We start from the raw sequence: 13683 nt of genomic DNA, 5'->3' as shown, positions 1-13683 counted from the left end.
TCCTTATACCAAGATTCCAAATGCTGATAAAGCAATTGCAATAAAAATGATGACAAAGATCATCGCAACCACATGTTTTCCATTCCATTTTTTTAAAAGATACAAACATAAAATAGTCATTAACATCGGCAACATATTCGGCATTACTTTATCTAACATTTCCTGAACTTTGATCGCAGTATTTCCTTTCCCATACTGCAAACCCAACGTAATATTAACAGTAGAGGCGATTAAAGCACCTGTAACCATAACCCCTAAAACATTTGCGGAGGTACTAATACGATCTAAGAGTTTCTTTCCATTTTCAGAAGTCAATAAGTCTCTTCCCTTTGTATACCCCATATGAACCCCATAGTATTTCAACGGGAAATATAATACATTGATCATAATAAACATCAGAATTGGCCCTAAAAAATTACCATCAATAGCAAAGGAAGCACCAATACTGCCAGCAATGGGAAACCATGTAAAGTTCAATAAACTATCACCTAATCCAGCTAAGGGCCCCATCAAGCTTGTTTTCACAGCAATTACGGATTCTTTTTCATCTTCATCAGTACTTTCTTCCAAGGCAATCGTGATCCCTAAAATAAAGGGAACTAATACCGGATGGCTATTGAAAAATTCCAGATGCCGTTGTTGCGCTTCGATTTTTTCTTCCACAGGGCGCCCACTATAAAGTCTTTTTAAGACAGGGGTAATCGAGTAAAGTGTTCCCAAGCTTTGCATTCGCTCATAATTGTGAGAGAACTGAATCAACTGCGAACGCCAAAAAACTTTGTTTAAATCTTTTTTAGTGATCGTACTTTCCATTACAAATCAAAGCTCCCTTCATCATCAGCAACGGTAACCGTTGAGCTATCAGACACACTATCCTTTACATCGGCACCGCGATTCATCAAAATATCATATAAAGCTGCCGCACATAAGGCAAACATTGCTACAGCAATAGTTGGTAGTTGTAAAAACGTCGCTAAAGCAAATCCTAAAAGTAAAAATATCCACATATTCTTTTTCATCATCATAGATAGCAGCATAGCTAAACCAACAGCCGGAATCACTTTCGAGGCGATGGTCAATCCGGACAAGATAAACGCAGGAACTGCTTCTAAAACAGCCTCAATCGCAGGCGCTCCAAGATAAACAGCAATGAACACAGGAACTGCTCGACTTAGAAAAAAGAAAAAGCCTCCCAGATACTGCAATTTGTCGATTTGTCCAAACTCTCCATTTTGGATAATTTTATCTGCACGGTGGACTAAAGTAACATTGAAGGTCATAATAATCATACTTAATTGCTGAACCAATAGAGCAACCGGAATTGCTACCGCAACACCTGCAGCCTCTCCGCCACCAGATAAAATACCAATTGCCGTTCCTACAACTGCACCAGAAATTACATCTGGTGGCTGATACGCCCCAACATTATTTGTTCCTAACCACATCAATTCCAGTGTTCCAGCAATAATCAGCCCTTCCGTTGGTTCTCCTAAAATCAAACCAACAACGACGCCTGCTAAAAGTGGTTTTCTGAAGCCCAAATGTGGTCCAAATTGATCTAGCGCACAAAAACCTGCCCAACAAGCAACTAACAAGGATGTTATTAACATTCCTTCCCCTCCTTATTTAGATAAATGTTTTATAATCAACACGTGGATCTTTTGGGACCATTTGTACATTAATATGGATATTTTTATCAATCAATTCTCTAAATGCTCGATCCTCTTCTTCAGTAACCGAAATTGCCTTAGATAAACGTTTTCTCCCATCTCTGAATCGCATACCACCCGCGTTTATTTCAGAAATATTCAGACCTTCTTTAACTAAACGAAGAATATCTATAGGATTTGTAAATAGGAGCATCGTACGTTTTTTTATCTCCGTCTTTTTCATGACTTCTGTAAATTGCGCAACACCGAAAATTATTACTTTGACACCTGCGGGAACCGCAAAGTTAGCAACAGATGCCTGTACCGGATCATTCTTTGTTTTATCATCAATAATCAAAATTTGTTCAATGTCATAATTTCTTGTCCAAGTAGTAGCAACTTGACCATGAATCAAACGGTCATCGATTCTAACTAATTCAATAGCCATCTTTTTTCTCCTTATAATCGTAGTTTTTGGCAATAATACTTTATTCTCACAACTCGTAGGCTTCCTCTTCTTCTTTTTCCAACATCGAACTATCAAAGATATTCAAGCTCTCTGGATAAACCATTCGAATCTTTTCCAACAGTTGCTGTTTTGTTTCTAATGGGGACATGAATATTTCAATTAACATAGGAAGATTAAATCCTGTAACAATCGAAAGATTTGGAAATTCATGTAAAACTTTAATGCTGGCATTAAATGGTGTTCCACCTAATATGTCACAAAAAATGATGTACTCTTCTGTTTCTTTTTTTTTAATTACCTTTATGATCTCTCCTTTCATCCCATCTAAAGTGGTATCAAAACCAACTTCTAAAACATCCACATTTTCTTGCTCACCAACGATCATCTCTGCACTTGTAAGTGCCGCTTTAGCAAATGGGCCATGACTTGCTAAAATATAGCGCATAGTGTTCCCTCCTGTTCGTTTTGTTCTTTTTTGTTAGCTTTGAGCAAATGATACCGTTTTATATGTTCTTTGTCAATATAAAATTGATCCTTTTTGTATCTTGTTGTTTCTTTTTGTGTTTTTAACTTGTTAGATTAATTTTTTCATGTTAAATTATCCATAGTAAAAGGATTCTGCTTCCAATTTTTTAAAGAAAATATTAGATGAAGTTTATTCGACCTTGGAAATTGAATATTACTAGAAGAATAAGGAGGAACACTATGCTAAAGAGTGATAGAATGCATTTTATTCTTTCCCTCGTTAATAAAAAGGGAAGTATTTCTGTAGCTGAGCTAGAAAAAGAATTGAAAGTATCAGTGATGACTGTTCGAAGAGATTTGGACAACTTGGACAGAGAAGGATTGTTGGTTCGTACTCATGGTGGCGCTACCAGCATTGATTTTATAGCCAATAATCATATGAGTTATACAGAAAATAAAGAGATTCACCTCAAAGAAAAAAAGCAAGTCGCGAAACTTGCAGCAAAGAAAATTCAAGCTAATGATATTGTTTTTTTAGGTCCTGGTACAACGATTGAACTGATAGTTGATTACATTACAGTTCCTAACGCTCAAATAGTCACCTCAAGTTATTCCGTGTTCAAGAAACTAATTGAGAGCGACAACGATTATGATGTGATATCAATTGGTGGCACATTTGATAAGCGTTCGAACTCCTTTAGCGGTGCTCTTTCAACCGACATGATATCCAAACTGCAATTTACTAAAGCATTCATCGGTATCAATGGCGTTCATGACTTTTCAATCACAACATTTAATATTGATGGTGGCGAATTACAAAATAAGGCCCTCAATAATTCACAGGAACGTTATATCGTTGCAGATAAATTCAAATTTAAACAAAATGCATTGTTTGATTTCTATACATTGCAAAAAGACGATACTATTATCACGAATCACACATTGGACAAGGAAACAATCGAAAAGTATCAGGAGCTTGTTCACTTTGAGTTTTCAAACGAAGTTTAAATGGTTTTCTATAGTACAAAATTTTTATTTTTAGAAATACGCCGAATTACGAGATCGCTTGTATCTTACTATTCGGCGTATTAATATTTACACTGGCTTTAAAAATTATTACACATAGCCTTGTTGCAAGGATTATTTAAATGATAGGAGGAAGCTAATTTATTTAATACAATTTCATTTTCTTCGTTTACGTTTGCGATCTTTTTTATTGCCGTTGGGTTTTCCTTTATTGGCTTCCCTTAACAATTCATCTTTGTGTTCTTTCTGTTTATCACTCTTAGGTTTCTTATAGATTGATTGCGGATTTCCTGGTTTCGCTTTTGCTGCAATAGCTTCCGCGGCTTCTTTTGCTAGGGTAGTTATCGCTCCGCTATCAGTCTCTATTTCTTGTGTCGAAGCAATGGATTTTTCGGGCACACCGAACTCTTCACTAATAGAACGCTCTTTTGTCTCCTCGTTTCTAACCGCTTCCCTCCGAGTGTCAGCCAAAACGACACCCTCTGGTAACAGCTGGTTGACCAGTTGGAGTCTTTCTTCTTCACTCATCGTGCTGAAATCAAAACTAGGTTTCGCTGCTTCAGTCTGATTCGCTGAAATTTGGGCAGGCTCCTCCACAATTTCGCCTTTACGAATTTTGATGTGGCGCGTGCAATTGTCAATTTCAGAGTTTTCCAGCTTCACGAATCGACGAACGCCCTCTTTTTCAAAAATCGTTAATGAGCTCAATAGCTCTAATACGGCATCAATTTTCATCGCCGAAGCATTTTTGTCGGCATCTCGCAGACTCCACGTATGAATTTTGCCAATCGCATCCTCAAAGGTCGAGACTAGTTTGTATTGTTGACCATTTAATTCTTCGATGGGGGTTGTTTTTGCGAATAAATATTTCTTACAATCACTCACACGATTATTGTAGCGATGATATTCTTTTGTCTTTTTATATAAACGCTTAGTCACCTGTTCCCATTCTTTTCCACTATCAAAGAAATCACGGAATAACGGGGCAAATTTGCGCAACACGTCCGTCGGCTCAGCAACTAGCAGGATTTCTCGGACTAACTCCTGACAAATCAGTGAAAAATCCGAGATACACAAGGCATTTCTGATAAGGGCAGCAACAACATATTGAATAACCGTATCCGCATCCTGCGAATCCGTGTACGCTTTCATTATTGCTTTTTCTAATCTTTCCCGTTTTGGGACAAAAAGCTGGAGCTGAGATAGTGGACGTGTTAACATAAATTTTTCCTCCTAACATATCTAAAAAACTATTTTGTTTACCGTCAAAAGACTGAATACTACATACTATGATAGCCTAAAAATGCTGTTATAATAACTATACTTTTTTCAATTTTTTAATAAATTTGACCACTTTACTCATAAAACAAGCTACTGAAACTCTGTTAAAACGTTGATTTACCAACAAAAAAGCTGCTAAAATCTAGTGATAAAGATTTTAGCAGCTTTTCTTTTAGACAATATATTTTTCTTCTTTTTCGATCTTTTCATAATGCTTTTGTTCATCATCATCTGTAATTACGGCTGTCACATCATTTAGATGATAGTACACTGAAAAATCTCTTTTCCCAATTTTCGAATGATCAATCAGTAAGAAACGTTCGACAGAATTGTTTAGCGCGATTTGTTGGGTCTGCCCCTCTTCAAAAGTCGAAGTCATAATTTTTTGCTCATTTAGGGCATTACAGCTAAAAAATGCTTTATGGAAATTCATATCGTTCAACGATTTATTTGTGATCTCTCCGACAAAGCATTGGGTTGTTTCTCGCATCTCGCCACCTAATAAATAGATTTTTCGATTTCCCTTATGCCGATTCAATTCCTCAAAAACCGGTAAGCAATTTGTTACGATTCGTAACGAATCCGCACGGATGATCTTAGACATCAGCTCAATCGTGGTTCCAGGACCAAGAAAAATCGTATCTCCATCGTTGATCAGCTCATTAGCCCTTTCTACAATGCGTTGCTTTTCCTCTTGCAGCATAATCTTTTTTTCTGTATGCGAAAGCTCTACATGACGATAGAAATCCTTCAATTTCGCACCACCATGAACACGCTCTAATAGTCCTTGTTTTTCCATTTCATCCAAGTCACGTCGCACTGTCATGTCAGAAACCGACAATTGGTCCATGATGTCACTGACCCTCACTGTCCCACTAACTTCTAACAACGACATGATCGCTTGAAATCGATCCGTTTTTAACATCTCATCGCCTCTTTTCTTACCTAGCGTATCAAATTTATGGTAAATGTACTAGTGTGTCTGACAACACTTTTGAAAATTCTTTTGATTGATCCATAAAGGGCACATGTCCGACATTCTTCATAGAAATAAACGTTTTATAAGGTGCTGTGATGTCGTTAAAATATTGATCGGCTAAACTGTAGGGCGTTATCCAATCATACTCACCCGCAAAAATAGCAACTGGCATTTCATAACTCAATCCATATTGATACATTGACAGACCATTTCCTAACAAGAGTGCTTCATATAACTCACTGTTTGAGTGAATCAGTGCTTTAAAGTTGAACAACCATTTTAGATCATTAACTGTCATATACGGCGAAAATATCCCTAACATAATCGTCTCAAGTGCTGAAATAGACTGCCCTTTCGGTAAATATTTATCTTTCAATTTTCTTAATTTCAAAAACTTCGGCGCTAATTGTTGATCAATTTTTCGAATCTGCAATAACAATTCTAGTTGTCGCTTGATCTCTTGTTCATCCTGAGTATTTCCATTGTCCTTCGCCAACCGTATAGCTTCTTTTGCTGATACTTGTTCCGATTTTCTAAAGTCTAGCATCTGACTTACCCCAATATAGGCAGATATCTTTTCAGGATGCTTTCTTGAATAAATCCCCGCCAAGAATGTTCCCCACGAATGACCCATGATAAGAAGTTTCTGCTTATTGTACTTAGTTCGAAGATAATCAACCAACTCATCTAAATCTGTTAGTAATAGGTCTAGTGTAGGCTTTTCCGCTTCTTTATCATGGTAGTAAGTATTGCCACAACCTCTTTGGTCCCAATGGACGATCGTATAGTCCTTTTCGAAAGGCGTTTGCCAACAATAGGAATAGTAGGCCATGGTACTTCCCGGACCGCCATGGAGAATTAAGATGATTGGATTGGAAATATCCTCACCGCGAGTTTGAATGTATTGTTCAATCCCTCCGAGTGTTACATATTCCGAAGTTTGAATACCCGTTTCTGATTGAATAGTATATCTCTTCGCATTAATGATTTTTCCAATACTTATAATCACTAAAAAGAGTAGAACTAAACTAATAAACAGAATAATAATTACCTGCAAAAGATTTTCCTCCAATTCTCTTAATCATTCGATATTTCAAGTGAGTCTAGTATTTTTTCAATAAAATGTTGCTGCTGTTTTATGATTGATACCATGTTGTCGATTGTTAATTTAGTTAATTGAGAAATCTCTTCTCCAGAATCTTCATTTCTTTTCTGTCCTTCTTTGAGGATTCGATACTCTTCATCAAGTGATTCTTTTTGTTTTTCTAACGATTGACGAGCTTCTTGATTAGAAATCCTGTTAAGTAGGGAAAGACCGCTGTACAAAGTCGTGGGATAGTTAATGGATATCTCGCCTAACGACTCCGTAATTAGCGATTGTAAATAATCTTTTCCTTGATCGGTAATTTTATAGACTGCTTTTTGTCGATGACCTGTTTTTTCAATACTAGCTAAATCAATATATCCATTCTGTTCCAGCTTCTTTAAGGCATGATAAATTGAACCTACCAATACACCTCCCCATCTTTCAGCATCGGCCTGACTGATTTTTTGCTGAATGTCATATCCAGACATCGGTCTCTCTTCTAACAATCCAAGTACAAGTAATTTTATCATCTCAAATCCCTTCCTCACGATATACTCAACATTGAGTATACAAGATAAATTACATAAGGTCAAAATTCTTTTTTATCAGGCGAAAACGCCTAGAAAATAGCGGAAATTGCCATAATTCTAGACGTTTCTTATTACAAAATTTTTATCGCGATATTAAATCGAAGGATCTCCTTGATGCTTTTTCTAATTGATTTACTAAAAACAAAGACGATCAAGGTGATTTATTTAATTACTCACTCCGTTGACAGATTACAAAGATAAATAACAAGCCCGATCACTTTCATTACTGATCGGGCTTGTTAAGATAAACGTTAGTTATGGAGCGGTTCTAAATCAGGTTCGCCATTTTTTAAAATAAGCTGAAACGGTCCTTCGTGGACAAAAGGTCTGCGCCCGCCACGATAGGCATCGTCAGTAAACGTCATAAAACTTTTGACATAACTATTCACTGTATCGACGGTGTATGAAACACACAGCCCATCTTTTTCGACCCAATCGATCGAAAAAATTCCGCCTGGATATTCTTCAATATGAATCGTTTCAATAGCTGTAGCTCCGGCATCTTCTTCTCGAATCGAGGTCCACCGCAATTGATTGTCTGCTAGAAAATCGATTTGAAATTGCAGCCCCGAATTAAATGTTACTTTTGCGCTTCTACCTTCTAATGAATGTTTCTTCATCAATACACCTTCCTATTTTCAATGTTGTTCACTATACTTTCTAACATACCTTTTTTACGAAAAAATTGCACTAGTTAGGATGAAATAGCTTTCATTTATTTCAGAATTTGAGATAATAATTGAAAATAGCAAGAAGGGTAGGTTAACTATGGATCGTGCATTGGAATTACGAATAAAAATGGAGCAGAAAGACACCATCGAAGACCCTTTTGAGTATCTGGATCAGTCTGAAATCATCAAAAAATACAGTGACATGACCGATCTGAATCCCTTAGGAAAAATTTTTGCTTTAATCGGCTTAGCTGAGATTCCCTACGCGGAAAAGCTGCCGGTCACTCAGGAATTACTGGACTTCGTGAATCAACAATTGGCAACGCCGGAAGGCTTCGCTTTCACGGGAAAATTAGAAGAGATCGTTCCCTGCTATAACGCCATGCTCTTTGAAGCCTATTGTCGACTCGGATTAGGAAAATCAGACGCCGCACAAAACGCACTTGATTGGATCAAACAGTATCAAGTGTTTGATCGTCAGCAGAAAACACCTTGGCCCCACAAAGGCATCTGTAAATTTGGCGGTTGTATGAGGACTGTTCCCTGTTACATCGGTATTGGAAAGACCGTGAGAGCGCTACTGACATACCAAGAAAAAGTTGATCAGCAAGATGAAAAAGTCAATGCTCTAATTCATCAGGGTGTGGAGTACATGCTGCAGCACAATCTCTATCGTCGATTATCCAATGGCCAGCCGATCAACCCGCATATTACAGAAAGTATGTTTCCGCAAAGCTACGTTCTTTCTTTAACGGACTTAGTGTATATTCTTCAAAAAAGTCAGTGTTCTACAGACCCACGTACCCAAGATTTATTACAGCTAATTCAGCAAAAACAAACCAAAACAGGTGGTTGGAAAATTGAATATATTTACAAATATGCTGGCTATTTGCCGTTCAATAATCGTCGGAAAGACTCCGAATGGTTAACCCATCTCTATTCTTCAATCGAAAAAGCTTGAGAAACGAATAAAATCGTTTCTCAAGCTTTTAGTCTGTTAATACTTATTATCGAAGTATTTGTAGATCTCTTCCCAGCTGCTCATCTTCAGTTCATAAGATTCATTAACATTGTGATGCGCAGCAAAAAGAATTCCTTGACCTTTAAAGGACTTTAAATGACGAGAATGATCGTCTATCAGGTAATCCGCAGAGATGATCGATTTATCGCCACAAAATACATAATGCGTATCTGGAATGAATGGAAAATGTTCCTGCAACCATTCATATTTTGCATTGAAGGAGGTCGGAAAATCCATCGCCGCCGTGGTAATGAACAGTTCATGCTTCTCTGATAATTTTTTCAGCGCTTCTTGGGCCCCTTCAATCACAGGCAGATCAGAAAAATAATCCTTCTCCCGGATCATCGCCCGAATAGCTTCGGCATGTTCAGGGCGAACATCCCGTAAATTTATCCCTTCTAAATCAGCTTTCGTATAACTGGCCTCGTATTTTTCATTGTACTGTCTCAAAAGCTTTGCCGTAAAATCGGCAATAACTTCATCCATATCGATTGCGATTCGAACCATTGCGTATTCCTCCTATATGAACCTTTTATCATGCTATTTTCTAAAAGTATCATATCATAATTTGACCTAATAAACGAAAACGTAAAAAAGTTTGGAAAACTACCCTTTCAAACAGTTTCCCAAACTTTTCTTTTAGATCACACAATATCCCAAATTCCTAGAGCCTATCCAAAATATCTTTAATATACTGAGGCTCCACACCAACTCGCTCCGCTGTTTCTTCAACCGTCAAGCCAGAATCAATGAAGCGTTTAACCACCATCGTAATTTTTTCGGCTACTTCAATAATGTGCTTATCTAAGTCATAAAAACGTACTGCTCGTTGCCCCCAGCTATGCTCAATGACCGGATGAAGGTAAATAATATCCTTCCGATCCTCCAACGTTTTAACAAAGCTGTCCATGTCTTCGCTTTCAAAATACAACTCACTGGCATTATTCTCGAGAATAATGTCTGATTCCTGCTTATAAATAAAGTCTGCCCAACTACCTGTCGTCTGTAAAGATACTCCGCCGGTGAGCTGAACATGTACGCCAGCATCCACCATCACTTTCAAACCAAAAACAGAAAGATAAAATGCCTTCGCCTTTTCAATATCCTTCACTGCAATCAGCGTTCCTTGACAGTCCATAATCTTCCTCCTAAACTTCTTTAATAAAAAACAGTTCCATCGGCTGTTGATATTCAGGAACTGAAAGTAATAGGATTCCCGCATCTTGATAACCTAATTTGCGGTAAAAATGCTGTGCGCTCTCATCCTCCTGCGTCGATGTCATCAACATTTTATAGCCTAACTGCCGCATTTCATTTTCCCAAAACTCCATCAAAGCTTTTCCGAATCCTAGCCCCTGATACTTCTCGGCCACATGAAGCATCGTACAAAATGGATGCTCATCCCAAAATAGATTATATCGTAACAGCCCTACCGCTCTATCCTCTACGAATAGAACATATCCCTGTTGATCCCTAACCTTTTGGACGAATTGCTTTTCTGACAGATAGTGGTCCAGCTTAAACCAAAAGGCCCTGTCAGATTCTTGAACGTAACGAATCTTCATGAACATCTGCCCTTCTTTATTTTCCTTCAGTATAACATTTCAATAGTGAAAAAAGAGCTGCTAACCTTGACTATCTGATTATTCTTCAATCACTTGAGCTCTTTCTATCTGGTATAATTAAACGAAAAACAATAAGCGTTTTAAAAACGTAAAGGAGTGGCTAAAATGCTTGGAAAAGCAGCAAAAGTGGGGACTGGTTTGTTAGTTGGCGAGATGGATGCGATGGTTCGTTTCTACCGTGATACTTTGGGCTTTGCGACTGAATGGGATGGCGGTGACTTCGCAGAATTTACTACCGCTAGCGGTGCGTTGTCTTTATTTATGTACAGTAGAAAAGAATTTGTCAAAGCCATCGATGAAACCTATTTTCCTCCGAAAGGAATCAATCAGACTTTTGAACTCGCTCTTTGGTTGCCTAGCTACGCTGATATGGATGCAGAGTATGAGCGTCTCTCAAAGTTAGGGCTTACCTTTCCTACTGGCGAACCGATTACCTACCCATTCGGTATCCGCAACTTCTATGTACTTGATCCAGAAGGCAATCTGATAGAAATCGGCAGCACAAATAAAATTTAAAGCCGAATAAAGTAAAAGGGATTCCAGATCTTCATAGGGCGAATGGCAAAGCCCCGCAATGATAACCCACCTCCGATCAATCGATTTAATTGATCGGAGGTTTTTTTGAGAGATATTTCTCAACCGCAGCTGCTGCATCCGAGCTTTTCATACTGAGCTGCAACTTCTTTTGAATAACTAAACACTGTTTTTGGATTTCATCATCGCTCAAAATCCCAAAAGCTTCAGCTGACAGCTCTTTCGCTGATACTCGTAAGAAATTCAACCGTTTTCCGATTTTTAAGGCCGTAACCTGAGCGGCATTAATCGGCTGATCATTCAATACAGGTAAAACAAGCATTGGTACGCCATAGGTCATCGCCTCACAAACGCTATTCATACCGCCGTGAGTGATGAACAAAGCGCTTTTTTTCAACACCTCTAATTGAGGAACAAAGGGATAGGCATAAATGTTCGCCGGCAATTTGCCTAATGTCTGCGGATCGACTTTTCCAGTGGAAAGGATCACCGAAACGGCTTTATTTTTGAAGGCTGCGATACATTTTCGATAAAATCTCTTGCTGCTGATGATCGTTCCTAGAGAAATATAAATGATCGGGCCGGTCATTTGATCAAAAGGAATAGAAACATCACTTGGCTGATGTGAAACAACCGCTGGCGATACAAAGATAAAACGCTGATCAAAGGTCGAGCGCATAGGCTGAAAAAAATCGGGCAAGTAAACAATATTAAGTTCTGGCACATCATTTATGACAGAATCAACCATTTTTAATTCTTCCATCTTCATTGCTCGTGCGGCGGAAGAATTCATTAGCTGTTTACCAATCAATCGGCTTGAAAGCAGGAACATTTTTGACGAGCCAGATAAGCTCTGAAAGGCTTCATGGTTCCAGGCTGGTTGCGAAAATTGGCGAATACTGGGAATCCCTAGACGATCTGCTAGTCGCTTGGCTGGAAAAAACAGCATCTCATAAATCAAGAGATCATAGTTTTTTCCGACAGCCATCACTGTTTGAAAAGCAGCTAGAAAACACCTGCGTTTCTTTTGCTGCTCAGACAAACCGACTGGGTAGTCAGGATAAGGAATAAAGTTCGCTCCGGTTTTCTCAATTTTATCGCGCCACTCTGGTGCGTGAATATAACCGACTTCATGTCCGCGTTCCACCAAACACTTGGTCAACGGCAGTGTTGGATTCGTATGTCCCGCGTACGGTAGATTGACCATCAAAATTTTTGACATAGAGCTTTTCCTCCTATTCTCTTAAAATTGTCGAGTCGGATGAACGATTTTTTTCTAATCTTCTAGATGCAGAAATTTTCAGTTCCACATTCCGATCATAATCCAAAGCGAAAACACAAGAATAAATCACATTCAAAAGATAATTGATCGCCGCATCTGTAGAAAAAGTGGATATTTTTGAATACAGTTTTTCCCGTGTACATAATCTCAGGACCACATCTGCTTGACGCGAGGTGGAATTCTCGCCAATGCTGGTGATGGTGATCAGCGGGATTCTTTTTTCCGTCAACAACTCGGTGACTCGCAGAAGGCTCTCATTTTCACCTGAATAAGTAATGATTAGCGCGCAGGAATCGGATTTTGCCAGAAAAGCATTAAAGAAGATTTCATCGTGAAGTGCATGGATCTGTACGGTTTTCCCAATGCGACTCATTTGATGGGAAAATTCTTGGGCAACCAGCAGATTGTTGCTAGCGGCAAAAAGATGAACGGAAGAAGTCTTCGAAATGATGTTTACTACTTTGCGCAAATCATCATGAGTAATTAGAGAAAGCGTATCCTCTATCGATTCCATTTCTAAGCGAGCAATTTTATTGGCGATCGACAGCAGCGAATCTTTTTCAGTGAACGGATAATTCGCATCAATACAAGAAATCTTTCTGTCTAAATAGTCCAGCTCCTTGATGTAGGCAGTTTTAAAAGCTGTCCAGCCGGAATAATTCAACTTTTTTGCGATTCGGACAAGCGTGGATTTCGAGGAATACGTCGCAGCCGCAATCTCGGCAGTCGTTTGATGTTGAATATTGCGCTGTTGTTCAACTAAATATTTGATTACAGGTTGCTCACTATTGGTAAAGGGGTACGTTTCTAGCTTTTCTTGTAAAAGGATTGTCATTCCCTCCTTCTTCTGTGAAACAGCATTTCAAAATTGTTTACATAGATTTGCTCATTTTTGGAACGCTGTTTCCGTTTGTTCCAGATGTATTTAAAGTCATTGTATCAGCTGCTATGATGAATTCAAAGAACACAGATAGCTTTATTGTTCGCAGTCGGCTTCAAAACTC

Annotated in this window: 17 protein-coding genes; 3 read left to right on the top strand and 14 right to left on the bottom strand. The window is 38.4% G+C overall.

The features are described 5' to 3' along the window. Nucleotides 1-3: 3 nt before the first annotated feature. Genes IGI44_RS22485 through IGI44_RS22470 form a run of 4 tightly spaced genes read right to left on the bottom strand, consistent with a single transcriptional unit; the run spans nt 4 to nt 2563 of the window. The gene (locus IGI44_RS22485) at nt 4-813 is read right to left on the bottom strand and encodes a PTS system mannose/fructose/sorbose family transporter subunit IID (protein ID WP_438790140.1); all 810 of its coding nucleotides are present in this window, start codon (nt 811-813) and stop codon (nt 4-6) included. Beyond that, the gene (locus IGI44_RS22480) at nt 813-1610 is read right to left on the bottom strand and encodes a PTS mannose/fructose/sorbose/N-acetylgalactosamine transporter subunit IIC (protein WP_438790139.1); all 798 of its coding nucleotides are present in this window, start codon (nt 1608-1610) and stop codon (nt 813-815) included. Before IGI44_RS22480 ends, IGI44_RS22485 begins: the two co-directional genes overlap by 1 nt. A gap of 16 nt (nt 1611-1626) precedes the next feature. After that, the gene (locus IGI44_RS22475) at nt 1627-2097 is read right to left on the bottom strand and encodes a PTS system mannose/fructose/N-acetylgalactosamine-transporter subunit IIB (protein ID WP_438790138.1); all 471 of its coding nucleotides are present in this window, start codon (nt 2095-2097) and stop codon (nt 1627-1629) included. Between the two features lie 46 nt (nt 2098-2143). Next, the gene (locus tag IGI44_RS22470; RefSeq protein ID WP_438790137.1) at nt 2144-2563 is read right to left on the bottom strand and encodes a PTS sugar transporter subunit IIA; all 420 of its coding nucleotides are present in this window, start codon (nt 2561-2563) and stop codon (nt 2144-2146) included. Between the two features lie 260 nt (nt 2564-2823). On the opposite strand from IGI44_RS22470, the gene IGI44_RS22465 reads away from it, so the two are divergent. Continuing rightward, nucleotides 2824-3591: a DeoR/GlpR family DNA-binding transcription regulator gene (locus IGI44_RS22465; RefSeq protein WP_438790136.1), complete on the top strand. Its 768-nt coding sequence runs from the start codon at nt 2824-2826 to the stop codon at nt 3589-3591. Nucleotides 3592-3765: 174 nt separating this feature from the next. Here IGI44_RS22465 and IGI44_RS22460 read toward each other — a convergent pair whose 3' ends face one another. From IGI44_RS22460 to IGI44_RS22440, 5 genes are all read right to left on the bottom strand, one after another. After that, nucleotides 3766-4830 carry a glycosyltransferase family 1 protein gene (locus tag IGI44_RS22460; RefSeq protein WP_438790135.1) on the bottom strand — a complete coding sequence of 355 codons (1065 nt, stop codon included), beginning with the start codon at nt 4828-4830 and terminating at the stop codon, nt 3766-3768. A gap of 232 nt (nt 4831-5062) precedes the next feature. Beyond that, the gene (locus tag IGI44_RS22455) at nt 5063-5815 is read right to left on the bottom strand and encodes a DeoR/GlpR family DNA-binding transcription regulator (protein ID WP_438790134.1); all 753 of its coding nucleotides are present in this window, start codon (nt 5813-5815) and stop codon (nt 5063-5065) included. A gap of 34 nt (nt 5816-5849) precedes the next feature. Next, nucleotides 5850-6926 carry an alpha/beta fold hydrolase gene (locus IGI44_RS22450; protein WP_438790133.1) on the bottom strand — a complete coding sequence of 359 codons (1077 nt, stop codon included), beginning with the start codon at nt 6924-6926 and terminating at the stop codon, nt 5850-5852. Nucleotides 6927-6946: 20 nt separating this feature from the next. Further along, entirely contained in the window at nt 6947-7486 is a 540-nt protein-coding gene (locus tag IGI44_RS22445) for a PadR family transcriptional regulator (RefSeq protein WP_438790132.1), read from the bottom strand. Between the two features lie 311 nt (nt 7487-7797). After that, complete coding sequence (locus tag IGI44_RS22440) at nt 7798-8166, bottom strand: MoaF-related domain-containing protein (RefSeq protein WP_438790131.1); 369 nt, start codon at nt 8164-8166, stop codon at nt 7798-7800. Nucleotides 8167-8314: 148 nt separating this feature from the next. On the opposite strand from IGI44_RS22440, the gene IGI44_RS22435 reads away from it, so the two are divergent. After that, the gene (locus IGI44_RS22435; protein ID WP_438790130.1) at nt 8315-9178 is read left to right on the top strand and encodes a hypothetical protein; all 864 of its coding nucleotides are present in this window, start codon (nt 8315-8317) and stop codon (nt 9176-9178) included. A gap of 36 nt (nt 9179-9214) precedes the next feature. Here the strand turns inward: IGI44_RS22435 and IGI44_RS22430 are convergent, their stop codons facing one another. From IGI44_RS22430 to IGI44_RS22420, 3 genes are all read right to left on the bottom strand, one after another. Further along, nucleotides 9215-9745 (bottom strand): 5' nucleotidase, NT5C type, encoded by a 531-nt coding sequence (locus IGI44_RS22430; RefSeq protein WP_438790129.1) that lies wholly within the window; start codon nt 9743-9745, stop codon nt 9215-9217. A 157-nt stretch (nt 9746-9902) separates the two neighbouring features. Beyond that, nucleotides 9903-10376 carry a VOC family protein gene (locus IGI44_RS22425; protein WP_438790128.1) on the bottom strand — a complete coding sequence of 158 codons (474 nt, stop codon included), beginning with the start codon at nt 10374-10376 and terminating at the stop codon, nt 9903-9905. A 10-nt stretch (nt 10377-10386) separates the two neighbouring features. After that, nucleotides 10387-10803: a GNAT family N-acetyltransferase gene (locus IGI44_RS22420; RefSeq protein ID WP_438790127.1), complete on the bottom strand. Its 417-nt coding sequence runs from the start codon at nt 10801-10803 to the stop codon at nt 10387-10389. A gap of 165 nt (nt 10804-10968) precedes the next feature. Between IGI44_RS22420 and IGI44_RS22415 the strand changes: the two genes are divergently transcribed. Further along, nucleotides 10969-11379, top strand: a complete 411-nt coding sequence (locus IGI44_RS22415; RefSeq protein ID WP_438790126.1) for a VOC family protein — start codon at nt 10969-10971, stop codon at nt 11377-11379. Nucleotides 11380-11464: 85 nt separating this feature from the next. Here IGI44_RS22415 and IGI44_RS22410 read toward each other — a convergent pair whose 3' ends face one another. Beyond that, a complete protein-coding gene (locus tag IGI44_RS22410) occupies nt 11465-12619 on the bottom strand; it encodes a nucleotide disphospho-sugar-binding domain-containing protein (protein ID WP_438790125.1) in 1155 nt (384 codons plus the stop codon). Nucleotides 12620-12632: 13 nt separating this feature from the next. Beyond that, nucleotides 12633-13514, bottom strand: coding sequence for a MurR/RpiR family transcriptional regulator (locus IGI44_RS22405; protein ID WP_438790124.1), 882 nt, complete (start codon nt 13512-13514; stop codon nt 12633-12635). Between the last annotated feature and the right edge of the window lie 169 nt (nt 13515-13683).

The organism is Enterococcus sp. DIV0756 (genome assembly GCF_051710745.1).
In the GTDB taxonomy this organism is placed as follows: domain Bacteria; phylum Bacillota; class Bacilli; order Lactobacillales; family Enterococcaceae; genus Enterococcus_A.
The sequence above is the reverse complement of the archived record's forward strand: the minus strand, read 5'-3'. Positions and strand labels throughout refer to the sequence as shown.

Excerpts from the sequence above, each read along its gene's own strand:
- IGI44_RS22445 (WP_438790132.1), bottom strand. The coding sequence starts at position 7,486 with ATGATAAAATTACTTGTACTTGGATTGTTAGAAGAGAGACCGATGTCT.
- IGI44_RS22470 (WP_438790137.1), bottom strand. The coding sequence starts at position 2,563 with ATGCGCTATATTTTAGCAAGTCATGGCCCATTTGCTAAAGCGGCACTT.
- IGI44_RS22480 (WP_438790139.1), bottom strand. The coding sequence starts at position 1,610 with ATGTTAATAACATCCTTGTTAGTTGCTTGTTGGGCAGGTTTTTGTGCG.
- IGI44_RS22430 (WP_438790129.1), bottom strand. The coding sequence starts at position 9,745 with ATGGTTCGAATCGCAATCGATATGGATGAAGTTATTGCCGATTTTACG.
- IGI44_RS22435 (WP_438790130.1), top strand. The coding sequence starts at position 8,315 with ATGGATCGTGCATTGGAATTACGAATAAAAATGGAGCAGAAAGACACC.
- IGI44_RS22465 (WP_438790136.1), top strand. The coding sequence starts at position 2,824 with ATGCTAAAGAGTGATAGAATGCATTTTATTCTTTCCCTCGTTAATAAA.
- IGI44_RS22420 (WP_438790127.1), bottom strand. The coding sequence starts at position 10,803 with ATGAAGATTCGTTACGTTCAAGAATCTGACAGGGCCTTTTGGTTTAAG.
- IGI44_RS22405 (WP_438790124.1), bottom strand. The coding sequence starts at position 13,514 with ATGACAATCCTTTTACAAGAAAAGCTAGAAACGTACCCCTTTACCAAT.
- IGI44_RS22410 (WP_438790125.1), bottom strand. The coding sequence starts at position 12,619 with ATGTCAAAAATTTTGATGGTCAATCTACCGTACGCGGGACATACGAAT.
- IGI44_RS22475 (WP_438790138.1), bottom strand. The coding sequence starts at position 2,097 with ATGGCTATTGAATTAGTTAGAATCGATGACCGTTTGATTCATGGTCAA.
- IGI44_RS22415 (WP_438790126.1), top strand. The coding sequence starts at position 10,969 with ATGCTTGGAAAAGCAGCAAAAGTGGGGACTGGTTTGTTAGTTGGCGAG.
- IGI44_RS22440 (WP_438790131.1), bottom strand. The coding sequence starts at position 8,166 with ATGAAGAAACATTCATTAGAAGGTAGAAGCGCAAAAGTAACATTTAAT.
- IGI44_RS22485 (WP_438790140.1), bottom strand. The coding sequence starts at position 813 with ATGGAAAGTACGATCACTAAAAAAGATTTAAACAAAGTTTTTTGGCGT.
- IGI44_RS22460 (WP_438790135.1), bottom strand. The coding sequence starts at position 4,830 with ATGTTAACACGTCCACTATCTCAGCTCCAGCTTTTTGTCCCAAAACGG.
- IGI44_RS22455 (WP_438790134.1), bottom strand. The coding sequence starts at position 5,815 with ATGTTAAAAACGGATCGATTTCAAGCGATCATGTCGTTGTTAGAAGTT.
- IGI44_RS22425 (WP_438790128.1), bottom strand. The coding sequence starts at position 10,376 with ATGGACTGTCAAGGAACGCTGATTGCAGTGAAGGATATTGAAAAGGCG.